The sequence below is a fragment of the Paenibacillus sp. PL2-23 genome (genome assembly GCF_040834005.1).
Taxonomy (GTDB): domain Bacteria; phylum Bacillota; class Bacilli; order Paenibacillales; family Paenibacillaceae; genus Pristimantibacillus.
Window position 1 is genome coordinate 2,067,386 of record NZ_CP162129.1, and the last position, 13,449, is coordinate 2,080,834.

Here is a 13,449-nt window from a genome sequence, read left to right on the forward strand (position 1 = left end):
TTACTGTTCGATATAATGGGGAGTGATCCATATTCGGATATTCAAAATGTTTTATATATCTAGTATTCAAACTAAAATACTACTCGGTTTATTATCCGTAACTGTAATCTCTATTTCAATAGTGATGTTTTATATGTATGGCAATTCATCAGAAGCAATAAAGCGTAATGCCATTCAATATGCTTCTGAAAGCTTAGTTCATTCCGACGAAAAGCTTCGGCTACTATTTCGTGATATTGAAAGAGTTCTTACAGTGATTTCTCTTGATAAAGAATTTATCTCTTCTTCACTAACAAGCAATAACGAGTTTCCAAGTATAGGATGGTATCACGAAATAAAACGTGTAGAATCATTTCTTCAATCCTTGCGAGGATATAATTCATATATTGATCGTCTAGGAGTGGTGGGTCTTGATTCAGACAAATTATTCCAAAGTGGAGTCGTACAAATTCGGGAGCTTCCGGACGACGATTGGAGTAAACGTCTGCTAAATACTGAGGCTAACCGAGGCAGATTATTCGCCGAATATCGAAATGGCAAAGTTTCGGTGGGCAAAGTAATTTTTAATCAGGGTGTTATTATCGGTTATTGTGTTCTAGACATTAATCCTGAGGTGCTGGCATCCTCCTACTCCGGACAGTCCAATCTAGATATGCAGCAGGTAGTGGTAACCTCGGATGGTACAATTGTTCTCAATCACGATATGAATGCAATAGGGACCTCAATTACAACTTCAAAGTATAAACCGTTCTGGTCCTATGAGAATACTTCGGGAATGAGTACAACATTAAGAGAGATCCAGTACGGAACCAAAGAATATATATTGCTGCGTCGATATATTCCTGAACTGGAGTGGACCCTCATAACGGTAATCTCAGAATCTGATTTAATTCATGACATAGTAATTGTACGTATAGAGATGCTCCGGATTATAGCGGTGGTGGTGCTTGTTGTAATTATTGCATCCATCCTAATTGCAAGACAAATCACAAGGAATTTGAAATCGCTCACAAGAACGATGGAGTCCGTTAAGCGCGGAGACTTCAATGCCCGGCATGAGATTATCACTCATGATGAGGCTGGGAGACTTGGGGCTACCTTTAATATTATGATGCAAAGGATTCGAGATCTCATGCAGGCAGTAGAGGAACGAGAGCGACAGAAGAGAGAAGCGGATTTCAAGGCACTTCAAGCACAGATCCATCCACACTTTGTGTATAACACTTTAAATACAATTCGTTATCTAGCGAAGATTCAGCATACTCCAAATATAGAAGAATTAACGACATCGTTTATTACACTTTTAAGATCGCTAACCAACCATCAGGATGAGCAGATTTCAGTAAATCAAGAAATTCAGCTGTTAGATCATTATATGACAATTCAACAATATCGTTATGCAGGTAAGCTTCAATTTGAATGTCACGTTGATCCAGGTTGTGTGAGCTGCGGAATTCTCAAATTTACTTTGCAGCCGCTTGTAGAAAATGCGATTTTGCATGGCATGGGAGCAAGAGAAAATAACGGAATGATACATGTAGACGTATTTCAAGAGGGCAGTGATCTCATTTGTATCGTGTATGATAACGGTGTTGGTATGACAGAAGAGCAAATTCGCAAGGTAAGTGGTATCGATTTACAACGTGAGCATAAAGGGAGAAAAGCAGGGGTTGGATTAAAAAATGTGAATGAAAGAATACAGCTATATTACGGTCCCAAGTATGGAATAACCATTCATTCTGAGTGGGGACATTCTACCACAATAGAAGTAAAGCTTCCGTATGTGCAATTAATAAAGGGGGATGATGGATTTGGCTTGGACAGTTCTACTCGTTGATGATGAATGGCTTGTCCGTCGTGAATTAGCTCATTTAGTTGATTGGGGAGCTTTAGGATTCTCAATTATTGGGGAGGCATCCAATGGCACTTCTGCAATTAATATGATAGAGCAGCATAGCCCCGATGTTGTTATATTGGATATCCAAATGCCTGGAATGGATGGTGTCGAGCTTGCTATGCATATTTTTTCGAATAACTTAGAGACTAAGATGCTTGTTCTTAGTAGCTATGATCATTTTGAATATGTAAAGAGTACTCTTAAGAGCGGCGCTGTAGATTATATTCTTAAGCATGAATTAAATGCACATCTACTTAAAACAACCCTCGTATCCATTTCTAAGCAACTAGAAGATCGAGAGCGCAAATTGAATAGAGAACGTCAATATGATCTGGATCAAAGGAGCAATCAACCTGCATTATTGCGTCATTATGTCAGAGAAATTCTTCTCGGTGGAACAACAGAATGGAAACCTTGGATGAAATCGTACTCATATTCGTATCAAAGGTCTGCTCTGCTTGTACTACAGATTGCTTATTTTTTCAATCTTACCCATGGGAAGAGTGACACGGAAAGAAGTCAAATTGTGACATCAATTATAGAGGTGTGCCAGCAGGCTGTAGGAACGTTGGAGAAAGGCTGTGTTGTTCATATCGATCACGGACGGTTTGCTGTTCTTATTGGCTATCCAAATCTAAGTAGCGAGAGCGCGATATATCAAGATTTACAGAATCTTGAAGGTCAAATCCTCAGAACACTACATTTGATTCTAAATATGCATGTGGCAGTACAGATTGCTGGAGTATGTACTAATACTCAGCTATTGCATGAGATGTACGGAAGAGCAGCGGCCAAATTACGTTTCTTATCAGGGTTAGAGCCTAGCATCTCAAGAGAGAGTATTGACGGAGTGGTTGAGAAGCGGCAACTCTTTTCCATTGAGCAGGAAAAGCGGCTTCTATCCGCGGTAATCGGAGGCGAAGAAGAAGTTGTAGTAGCGATCATTGAGGAGCTTTATGCTGCAGTGATAAGTACTAAAGCAGATGAATTGCAGATTCAACTCATGGTAAACGAGCTCATCACATTGGCCAGGAAAGTTTTGGTGAAATCAGGAATCAAAACAACGGAGGCAATCGAGCATGCAATGATGCAACTGACAACAGGTGCTGAATCACTTGGCGACCTCATTAAAGCGTTATTTATTAAACTGGTTCATAGTCTGGAAGAGGATAAGATGCCAATTTATTCACCTTATATTATTCAGGTAGTAGATTACATACAAAAACATTATAGGAAAGAAATTAGTCTGGATTCAACAGCACGATATTTTAATCTGTCTCCATCTTATCTGTCTCGTTTGTTCAAGAGTGAGACAGGAACGGGATTTATCGAGTATGTTAATCGAATACGTGTCAAAGCAGGAAGAGAGCTCCTTGAGAGTGGGGAGCTTACTGTAAAGGAAGTATACGAACAGGTAGGCTTTAATAATTACAGCTATTTCTTTCGTGTGTTTAAAGATATAACAGGACTAACACCTCAGCAAGCTGTCCGGAAGCGTCAGCATATGGATTAAGAAGTCAAACTTGTACAGCTATAAGACAAATTTGTGAAGTTTATTAGTGACCACTCTTATATACAATGGAACCACAGACGGCAAATAATATAATAAAAATGCCGGATTGTACAAAACTTGAAAGGGTGGTTGTCAAGTGACAAAAAAGAAGTGGACGATGTCTTTAGTATCCTTAGTTATGCTTGCTACAGTAGTAGTTAGTGGTTGCAGTAACAATGGTGTGCAAACAGCAAATCAGGTCAAAGAAGATGTTGTAGCCAATGAAACAGAACGGTATAACACTAGTGGGTTTCCAATTATGAAGGAACCAATTTCTTTGAGGTTTGTAGCAAGGATGAATCCGCAGCACGGTGAATGGAATGAGATGACTGTAGTTCAAGAATACGCCAAAAAAACGAATATGAACATTGAATTTGAGGTGTATCCGGTTCAAAATTTTGGTGAAAGGAAAAACCTGTTATTCGCTTCAAACGATCTGCCGGACGCATTTATTAATTCTTGGATTGAGCCAGCAGAGCAATTGAAGTATGGATCAACAGGTATGTTAATTCCACTTGAAGGATTAATTGATAAACATGCTCCAAATTTAAAAGCCCTTTTTGAGAAGTACCCTGATGCCAAGAAAACCATTACCGCTCCTGACGGCCATATTTATGCCTTACCAACAATGGTAGAACTGGATTCTGCAAGAACTTCTAAAATTTGGATAAATCAAGATTGCCTGAATCCGTGACAGCTTAGGTCCCCTACCTCCTAGGCAGTCCGTATTTTGGAAAACAGGCGTAGAAGATTGTGTATCTTACAACATTCCCATCTTCGGATTCAAACAAGAAGCGCTTTTCACAGGAAGCAAGGCATGCGAAATAAACCTCCTTTTTTACAGGGGGGAGGCGACTGGTGGCTGTGCTTGCGTTTCATTCACAATAATCAGGCAAATGCCTGGTAGATTCGACGAACGGTTTGGAACCATGGACTGTAACGGCCGAAATTGAAGGACGTTTGTCGGGCATGGCGGCTGACTCTAGCTGCGATGTAGATGATGTTCTGAATGACAGTTCGGATACGACGGCGCCCGACGCCTCCACGAATCGGTGCATCATCTTGACGTAAGCTTTCTTGTCCCATGATGCGAAGCAGGTTATAGGCGAATACGCCAGCGTGCAGGACTAGCTCATTCGTATCGAACTTGCCTGCCGGCAATCGCTCCAAATCTAGATCGGTCTTAAGCTCACTATGAAATTGCTCGCTTGTGCCATGATCGCGATAAAGCTCAATGACACGCCATGGCGAGCAAGTCAGAGATGTCCAGTAAACGTTCACTTCCACATCTGGAAACATGAGCACCTGCCCATCCCGATCGATCGTACGCACGATGACTTGGAACACTTGACGCAGGTTACAATCGAAGTCTTTCTGTGGAAATGTAATCGCGCCGATGTAGGTGGTCTTCCCAGGGCGTTGCTCACAAGATATCCCTTTGTCTTCGGCTACTCGCAGCCAGCTTTCTTTGGAAGCGCCGCGAAGATTGACTTTAATGATGTAGTCAACATCTTTCTCCGCGTGGCAAACTTGCAAGTTTTCAAGACTATCGTGAGCAGAATCCATACGGACGAGTAGACGATCACTTGTAATGCGACGAGCGTAATGAATCGTTTCCCGAAGGAAATCAGCACCATCTTTCTGGCTGTGTGTACTACCTTCACGCAATTGAAGATTTACGCCATACCCTTCTCGGCCCAAATAGGCAAAGATGGGGGCATATCCAAATGTTCCTTTGTACGTGAGGGAGACACCTTCTTTTTTCGTGCCGGAGTTATCGAACGGCGAAACGTCAATGTCCAGCGGTATGACCGTATGCTCGCCTGCGTCAAGTCCAGTTACCGGGGCATTGAGGTTTCGGATGAGGTCGGCAGATTCCTGCAACAGAATGTCATTCCAATTGGCATCTATTGTTTGTGCAGCGGCATCCAGTCGCTGACGGAGCGTAGGGCTTGAAGGCACTTTGCGAATACCCAGGCATGTTTGAAACACCGTATCTTTGCGAAAAGGCTCGATGTGGTCGAAATCGCTTTTACCTTGGCAGAGCAGACCAAGATAGCTTTTCATGACTTCGCCGTTCCCGTGGATCGGATTCTCCATTCCTTTAACGGCTGAGCGATTAAGACGCTGAGACAACTGTGTATGGGAAAGCAGCGCACCGACCGCAGCCAAGCCTGCATGCGTTGTTAAGAGGATTTCCTTAGATTGGGTGAATTGGATCTTCATATTCAGCACCTCGTTGGTGAAAGTAGATAATAAGCGATTATCTTTAATTTTCGACTTCAGAGATGCATTTTCCTTTAAATATCTCGGTTTTTATAAACTTTGTATCACGGATTCAGGGATTGGTTAAACAAGGCAGGAGCGGAAGTTCCAAAGACAACAGATGAGCTCTATGAAGTGTTGAAAAAGTTTAAGGAGCTAAATATTGCACCTGATGCTGTACCTGTGTCTATGGATCTAGGCGACAACGCTTATTTTAACAATGACAAGTTACGTCCATGGCTTAGCATGTTCTCCCTATCATTGCAGATGGGGGAGGCTGGTAAAATTGAAAATGATACATTTAAGCTCTGGCTCGATAGCGAAAATTATAAAGAAATGCTCCTGTTCACTCATAAGCTGTTTGAAGAGAAATTACTGGATAATAATACATTTACCAATGATGTTACGAAGGTGAATGCACTTTCTACAGCTAACAAGGTGGGGTTATCTTTTGGTCAGACTACAGCCTTCGTTGATACACAAATCTTCAAGGGAATTGCTCCGCCAAAATCAAAATTTGGTGATCCAACTGTGACGTCCGCATCAGTTGCTCGTGATGGTGGCACGTTTGCGATTACAAATAGCAATAAATACCCTGAAGCTACCATCCGCTGGATTGATTACTTTTACGGCGAAGAAGGATCCGAGTTCTTCAGGTTCGGAATTGAAGGTGTTACTTATACTAAAGATTCGAATGGAAATCCAAAATATAGCGATGAAATTATGAATTTTAAACCAAGTCCGCAGCAAGCTATTGGGAAATTCACATTTTGGCCTGGGGCGGGCGCACCACATATTATTACAGCAAAAAATGCTGGTATTATTACGAGTCCTCTGATAGAAGACGCGCAAGACGCGTTGGAGCCTTATATGCCCGATGTGGTGTATGGCGAACCATTAATGGACCCATCCGATGCGGACAAGTTTAGTGCTATGCAGGAAGATATCCGGAAATTTGTGCGCGAATCGATGGCGCGATTTATTATCGATGGTGTAACAGAGGAGAAATGGAGCCAATATAAGCAGACTCTTCAGACGCTTGGCATAGATGAATATGAAGCATATTACCAGAGAGCATTGGATGGCTATAACAAAAATTAGCATCCTAAGAAGGAAGGCCAGCTGCCTTCCTTCTTCTTCCTATAATATGTTTTGAAGGAGTGAATAGGCTTTGGCATCCACGAAGAAAAAGGCGTTTCGCAAGCACTGGGAATATTATTTGCTGCTGCTCCTGCCGGTAGCTTGGTATGTAATATTTCAATATCTACCGATGTATGGTGTTCAAATTGCATTTAAAGATTTTAATCCCGTCAAGGGTATTTCGGGTAGCCCATGGGCTGGCTTAAAACATTTTCAGGATTTCTTTGATGCATATTATTTTTCACGCCTAATTACAAATACGATCCTGTTAAGCTTGTATAATATTATATTTGCATTTCCTGTTCCCATAATGCTGGCGATACTTATTAATGAAATTCGCGGAAATGTAATGAAAAAGCTGCTTCAGAATGTAACATATATTCCTCATTTCCTTTCAGTAGTTGTTGTTACCGGAATGATATACACCTTTCTTCATCCTGATACAGGTGTTGTTAACAATATTATTAAGTGGTTTGGGCTTGAACCGTTTGCGTTTATGCAAAGCCCTGAATGGTTCAGAACGATATTTGTAACAAGCGGTATCTGGCAAGAGGCAGGATGGTCTGCCATTATTTTTTTAGCGGCTCTAGCAGGTATAAATCCCTCGCTTTATGAAGCAGCCAAAATTGATGGGGCTTCTCGCTGGCAACGTATTCGTTATATCTCGTTACCTGGTATCATGCCCACCATTATTATCCTATTAATCTTGCGCATAGGTCATGTTATGGATATTGGATTTGAAAAAGCACTTCTCTTGCAGAATAGCCTGAATGCAGAATCGAGTGACATTATTCAGACTTTTATTTATCAGACAGGGATACAAAAAGGGCGATATAGCTTCTCTGCTGCCATAGGATTATTTAATTCAGTTATTAACTTTGTCATGCTAATCGTTGCTAATTACATCGCTCGTAAGAAGAGCGATACGAGCTTGTGGTAAGGAGGAATGAACATGAGCCTAAAATTTAGTGAGGAACGTTGGTTTGATATAACCTGTTATTTTATATCCATTGTGTTAATTGTAATTGCAGCATTTCCTATCTACTTTGTAATAATAGCTTCCATAAGTGATCCAATAAAAGTGCTAAATGGCGATGTGCTATTCTATCCTATCGACCTTAACTTTGAGGCATATTTTAAAGTTTTTGAAGACAATAAGATTTGGAACGGGTACAGTAACTCCATTCTTTACACTACTGTCGGAACATGTATTAATTTATTTCTCACTACAATCGCGGCATATGCCTTGTCTCGTCGAACTCTACCGGGACGCAACGCCATTATGTTTCTTATTGCATTTACAATGTTTTTTAATGGGGGACTTATTCCTACTTATTTGCTGGTCAAGTCCTTGTCTCTTGCTAATACATTTTGGGCTATGGTCATTCCCAATGCTATTGCTACGTATAACTTAATTGTTATGAGAACTTATTTCCAGACTAATATTCCCGATGAATTGCTGGAATCTGCACAGATGGACGGCTGCTCAAACCTGCGCTCTTTTTGGAATATTGTTCTCCCTTTATCAACACCAATTCTTGCGGTGATGGTACTATTTTATGCGGTCCAGCACTGGAACTCTTATTTTAATGCTCTTATATATTTGAGGGATAGTGACATGTTCCCGTTGCAGATTATTCTTCGCGATATCCTTATTCAGAATAAGATTCAAGCGGAATTTGATAGTTTTGACAGTGCAGATAGCGTGTTCCTTGCTGAAAGTATTAAATATGCCGTAATCATGGTTGCAAGTCTTCCCGTGTTAATTATGTACCCTTTTGTTCAAAAGTATTTTGTCAAGGGCATTATGGTTGGCGCAATAAAAGGATAATACACATTATATTTCACAAGGGATGCCCTTGCCGCATCCTGCCTGTCAATAGAAAGCGGGCTAGTCTGTGTATTTTACAGGCTAGCTCTTTGTTACCACAATAGAATCTATAAGTTTTCGAGCATTCGAAAACGGAAATTCTATTTGGCGATAAATCCTACATCTAAACGCGGTCGCTCATCTTTGAAAGGCCTCGATAGAGGATTTCTCATAAGTGTCTTACTGAGTACCAATCTGTTGCCTTATCCTACCCGGTACAATTACATGAGAAGTCCGCGAAACTACTATTTTTGTACTATATCAATTAAGGGGAGTCTAAACATGAGAACTTATTCTAATCCGTTGTGTATTCATATAGACCACTCATCAGAAATTGAAAATAATAATAAACATTCGGTCTGTCATCCTGATCCCTACGTGTTGAAATGGAATGGTCAATATTATGCTTATGCAACAGCAAAAGATGGTGTATCGATAATTCACTCTAAAGACTTAGTAAACTGGACAAGTATCGGTTATGCCTATCAGGAGGAGGGAAGATCTGACTACTGGGCACCTGCTGTTATTTACGATAATGGAACATTTTATCTATATGTATCCAACATGCCAAGTGGCCACCACGATCCTCATCTTCAAGTCATGAGAGTTGCGACGTCATCTTCGCCACTTGGACCGTTTCTATATCGTAAGACACTCTTTGAAACCTTTTCGATCGATGCTCATGTCGTGCGAGATGATAACGATGAGCTTGTATTATTTTATTCAACAAATGAAACTTTCGGTATTGATGACAATCGCGCTGGGACTGTAATACTTGCCGATCGTATGATAGACCCGTTGACCCCTGAAGGGAATCCGAAGCTAATTGTTCGTCCAACACTAGACGAGGAAGTATTCGCAGAAAATCGTTTTGGGGATGGGAGAAACTGGCACACTATTGAAGGGGCTTTTCATCACAAGAGAGGGCGCAAGCACTATGTTATGTACAGTGGGAACGCTTTTACAAGTCCTTACTATTATATTGGATATAGCATTGCTGAGGTTAAAGATGGCCAATCACTCACACAGTTATCGTGGCAAAAATACCCTGATGACGATACTTACAAGCCGCTTCTTCGTCAAAATATTCATGTTGAAGGTGTGGGTCACAATAGCGTTGCGAAAGCGCCCAATAATATAGATGACTGGATTGTGTATCATGGCCGCGATGTGCTTGTTAATAAGACTGACTGTAATGAAAATGAAGAGCGTAGGCAAATGAGAATCGATCCAATACATTGGCATGGTGATCTGATGTATATATCTGGACCGACGTATCTAACCCAGCCTGCTCCTGCAGTCCCCCTGTTCCGTGATTTGTTTGATCATCCAGATGGTGTAATTGGACAAGGTTGGACAACTGAAGGAGGCGATTGGGAAATCCATGACGGACAATTGCTGCAAAAAACACAGGTTGGTGTAGGAAGGGCTAGCATTAACGCATTATTACCATATGCCCTATTGGAAGCCAACATTCGTTGGGAGCCTAGTCATATGGGGGGGTTATATGGTGTAGCATTGTTATCTGTGGATGATAATTGCTTTGTTGAAGTGCTATTTGATGTTGGTAAAAGAACAATAGGTATATATGAAACTATTCGTAATATTAAAATGAAGGAAATCATCTTGAATTTAAAAACAACTTTCAGGTTTGATGTCTATCATCAGCTTATTGTGAGCTGTGCAGAACGTACAGTTAGAGTTGAACTTGACGGCATGGAAATGCTATTTGCTAATGTGAACACACCGTTATCTCGCTATGCATTAGTAACCTACTATACATCAGCAAGGTTTGCAGGAATCACTCTCACCGGTGCTCTTTCATTCTCTAGGTTGGGAGCGGAAGCTTGTGTTCAGTTGATGAGTCCTGTAGCAGGAGAGTGGAGATTTATCGAAGATTGTTTAGTGGGCATGCCCAAACATGGGGATGCAGCCTTGGCCATTCATAACCCATTTATGGAATTCTACTCAGTCTGTCGATTTAAAATTAAGGGTACGCAATGGAGAGTGGACTTGGAATTTGTATTAGAGAGGGGAGTGACACGAACTATCGCAATAACCGATCAGTTAGTAGAACGAAAAGAAACATTACGTATCCAATATGAGGAGAGCTTATTGCAGGTTTGGTCGGATAATGTTCTCGTATTCTCAGAGCTTCTTTTGGAGTATAAGTGGAGATCGATTTCTATAAATTCCAATAGAAAACTTGTTGTACAATATTTGGAATGGGTTGAGCTTGGAAATTCACACTGAGCACAGGGGGCAATTCCCAATGTCATATTTTCGTTTTACATGTCCCCCACTCCCCCATTATATAACGAGTCATGATGCAGTATTTTTTCCAGGGAGTGGTCACGCGGAACGTTCTAACATAGGTGTGTTCGATCTTCTGATAGTAGAGGAAGGAGAACTCTCTATAGGAGAGGGGCCTCAGCAATGGAAGCTGGAGCCCGGCTCTTTCGTCGTTCTAAGACCAGATTGTACCCACTACTCACCGCGCCCTGTTTCGGTTAAAACACACTATTATTGGCTTCACTTTCAGTCTAGAGGGGATTGGACGGAGGTTGATTCTGAGAAGAGGGAAGAGGTGCGTAATGTGAAAAAGGCTGAGGAGACCAATCCGATACACCCATTTCCATTATTGATTCCAAGGCATCGGAAATTAATAGATCCTACCCCAACTTTCAATTTACTAGAGGAATTAAAGGAACTAGAATTGTCTCCTCTAACAGATGCCAGATGGAAACAACAATTATACTTCCAGAAGTTAATATTTGAGTTGAGTTGCTCATCCAGTAATTCATGTCTCCAATCATCTGGGAGCTTGGCACAGATGGTTGCTGCTTATCTACGAACACATTATAAGGATAGCTTAAAATATGAACAACTGGCTGAGCAATTTAATTTTCATCCCCATCATATTGTTCGCTGTTTCAAAAATCAATTTGGATGTACACCACAGGAATATTTATTGGTCTATCGGATTAAGCAAGCCAAACTATTGCTAAAAAACTCGAATGAGGACATACAGGCGATATCACATCATACAGGTTTTGGATCATCCTCTTATTTTTCGAAAAAATTTCGTGAAATTGAACGTATGGCGCCAATGGCATATCGAAATCAATTCTTTGGAAGAAATAATTAGAATCAAAATGTTCAGATTGTTATACGGAATGTTCACTTTGTCAGTATCGTATATATTCCCTATCAAGTACACTTGAAGCATGTAAGCGCTTGAATACTCGCTTGCAATAATTATCTATGGGAGGGAATTAGTATGTTAAAAAGATGGCACGTATTCAAGATGGTCTTAATGGTAGCCTTAATCATGAGTATGGTTAGTGTAGGAACTGTAAACGCAGCGGTATCCAATTTCTATCCCGTTATAGCTCCTAACGGGGCTGATCCATCTGTGTATAAGCATTCTGATGGTTATTATTATTCTACCTTCACAACCGGAGGAAATGTGACGCTTTGGCGATCGAAGTCTCTGGCTGGTCTCTATTCAGGTACAGTTAGTAGTGGCAATAGAATGGTAATCTGGACGCCACCGGCAACAGGAGCCTATAGCAAAAATATATGGGCACCCGAGATTCAATTCATTAATAACAAATGGTATGTGTACTTTGCCGCCGATAATGGTAACAATGTGAATCATCGAATGTATGCATTAGAAAATACAAGTGCTAATCCATTCCAAGGGACATGGACCTTCAAAGGTAAAATAAATCCTCCGGATAACGATGATTGGGCCATTGATGGTGTTGTCCTCAATCAAGCTGGAAGCTTGTATTTTATTTGGTCCGGCTGGGAAGGCACTATAAAAAACCAGCATATATATATCGCACCAATGAGTGATCCTCTTACCATTAGCGGAAGTCGAGTGAAAATTGCTAGCCCCACATTTTCTTGGGAAACGAATACTACTCCACAAGTTAACGAAGGGCCGCAGGTTATCGTTAAAAATGGAAAAATAAGTATTGTATATTCTGCTAGTGGTTCTTGGACTAATAACTATTGCCTCGCTCTTATTACCGCGAGTACAAGCAGTAATCTTCTTCAAGCGTCATCCTGGACAAAGAAGAACACGCCAATTTTTCAGAGCTCCAACGGCATATTCGGACCTGGGCATCATAGCTTTACAACTTCTCCTGATGGAACTGAGGATTGGATCGTTTATCATGCAGCTCGCTGGAGCGGATCTGGCTGGACGCGAGCTATTCACGCTAAGCCATTCAGCTGGAATGCAGATAATACTCCTAATCTAGGAACTCCAGCATCACGTAATAGCACTATCTCACTGCCTTCTGGTGATTATACACATGAACGTTATCAGGCTGAGAATGCGTTACTCTCGAACGGTCCAGTTGTGAAATCTCTTAGTGGAGCGTCCGGTGGGAAAGCTGTAGGCAGTATCGATTTTACAAACAGTTATGTTGAATTTACCGTTAATGTACCTAGCACGGGCTGGTATGCTATGACAACCAGGTATGACAGCGGATCCGCAACTGACATAGACGCTACCCTAAATGTCTCTGTAAATGGAGGAACGGCGGAATCTATGATCATGCGCTCTACTCGTTGGGGGAATTGGTCTAACACTGCTACCCAAGTTTATTTAACCTCTGGTACAAACACAATTAGATTTACAAAGGGTGATGGTTATGCCCAACTTGATCACATTGACATATTTAAACTTCAATAATATATAAGGAGCCATTG

At 41.1% G+C, this 13,449-nt stretch carries 10 protein-coding genes; 9 read left to right on the top strand and 1 reads right to left on the bottom strand.

Translation table 11 applies throughout. The features are described 5' to 3' along the window. Positions 1 to 46: 46 nt before the first annotated feature. From AB1S56_RS08640 to AB1S56_RS08650, 3 genes are all read left to right on the top strand, one after another. Positions 47 to 1,837 (top strand): sensor histidine kinase, encoded by a 1,791-nt coding sequence (locus tag AB1S56_RS08640; RefSeq protein WP_340873470.1) that lies wholly within the window; start codon positions 47 to 49, stop codon positions 1,835 to 1,837. Next, positions 1,812 to 3,410 carry a response regulator gene (locus AB1S56_RS08645; RefSeq protein ID WP_340873468.1) on the top strand — a complete coding sequence of 533 codons (1,599 nt, stop codon included), beginning with the start codon at positions 1,812 to 1,814 and terminating at the stop codon, positions 3,408 to 3,410. Before AB1S56_RS08640 ends, AB1S56_RS08645 begins: the two co-directional genes overlap by 26 nt. Positions 3,411 to 3,546: 136 nt before the next feature. Further along, a complete protein-coding gene (locus AB1S56_RS08650) occupies positions 3,547 to 4,143 on the top strand; it encodes a hypothetical protein (RefSeq protein WP_340873467.1) in 597 nt (198 codons plus the stop codon). A gap of 194 nt (positions 4,144 to 4,337) precedes the next feature. On the opposite strand, the gene AB1S56_RS08655 is transcribed toward AB1S56_RS08650, so the two are convergent. After that, entirely contained in the window at positions 4,338 to 5,675 is a 1,338-nt protein-coding gene (locus AB1S56_RS08655) for an IS1380 family transposase (protein WP_340873812.1), read from the bottom strand. Between the two features lie 99 nt (positions 5,676 to 5,774). Between AB1S56_RS08655 and AB1S56_RS08660 the strand changes: the two genes are divergently transcribed. The 6 genes from AB1S56_RS08660 to AB1S56_RS08685 all read left to right on the top strand — a co-directional run bounded on the left by AB1S56_RS08660 (position 5,775) and on the right by AB1S56_RS08685 (position 13,432). After that, positions 5,775 to 6,815 carry an extracellular solute-binding protein gene (locus tag AB1S56_RS08660; protein ID WP_340873549.1) on the top strand — a complete coding sequence of 347 codons (1,041 nt, stop codon included), beginning with the start codon at positions 5,775 to 5,777 and terminating at the stop codon, positions 6,813 to 6,815. Positions 6,816 to 6,885: 70 nt separating this feature from the next. Next, the gene (locus tag AB1S56_RS08665; RefSeq protein WP_340873547.1) at positions 6,886 to 7,794 is read left to right on the top strand and encodes an ABC transporter permease subunit; all 909 of its coding nucleotides are present in this window, start codon (positions 6,886 to 6,888) and stop codon (positions 7,792 to 7,794) included. 12 nt (positions 7,795 to 7,806) lie between these two features. Further along, positions 7,807 to 8,685: a carbohydrate ABC transporter permease gene (locus tag AB1S56_RS08670; RefSeq protein ID WP_340873544.1), complete on the top strand. Its 879-nt coding sequence runs from the start codon at positions 7,807 to 7,809 to the stop codon at positions 8,683 to 8,685. Positions 8,686 to 9,006: 321 nt separating this feature from the next. Then, positions 9,007 to 10,977: a glycoside hydrolase family 43 protein gene (locus AB1S56_RS08675; RefSeq protein WP_340873543.1), complete on the top strand. Its 1,971-nt coding sequence runs from the start codon at positions 9,007 to 9,009 to the stop codon at positions 10,975 to 10,977. A gap of 343 nt (positions 10,978 to 11,320) precedes the next feature. Continuing rightward, the gene (locus AB1S56_RS08680) at positions 11,321 to 11,872 is read left to right on the top strand and encodes an AraC family transcriptional regulator (protein WP_340873542.1); all 552 of its coding nucleotides are present in this window, start codon (positions 11,321 to 11,323) and stop codon (positions 11,870 to 11,872) included. Positions 11,873 to 12,004: 132 nt separating this feature from the next. Continuing rightward, complete coding sequence (locus AB1S56_RS08685; RefSeq protein ID WP_340873541.1) at positions 12,005 to 13,432, top strand: family 43 glycosylhydrolase; 1,428 nt, start codon at positions 12,005 to 12,007, stop codon at positions 13,430 to 13,432. Positions 13,433 to 13,449 lie beyond the last annotated feature (17 nt).

Excerpts from the sequence above, each read along its gene's own strand:
- AB1S56_RS08640 (WP_340873470.1), top strand. The coding sequence starts at position 47 with ATGTTTTATATATCTAGTATTCAAACTAAAATACTACTCGGTTTATTA.
- AB1S56_RS08655 (WP_340873812.1), bottom strand. The coding sequence starts at position 5,675 with ATGAAGATCCAATTCACCCAATCTAAGGAAATCCTCTTAACAACGCAT.
- AB1S56_RS08670 (WP_340873544.1), top strand. The coding sequence starts at position 7,807 with ATGAGCCTAAAATTTAGTGAGGAACGTTGGTTTGATATAACCTGTTAT.
- AB1S56_RS08675 (WP_340873543.1), top strand. The coding sequence starts at position 9,007 with ATGAGAACTTATTCTAATCCGTTGTGTATTCATATAGACCACTCATCA.
- AB1S56_RS08685 (WP_340873541.1), top strand. The coding sequence starts at position 12,005 with ATGTTAAAAAGATGGCACGTATTCAAGATGGTCTTAATGGTAGCCTTA.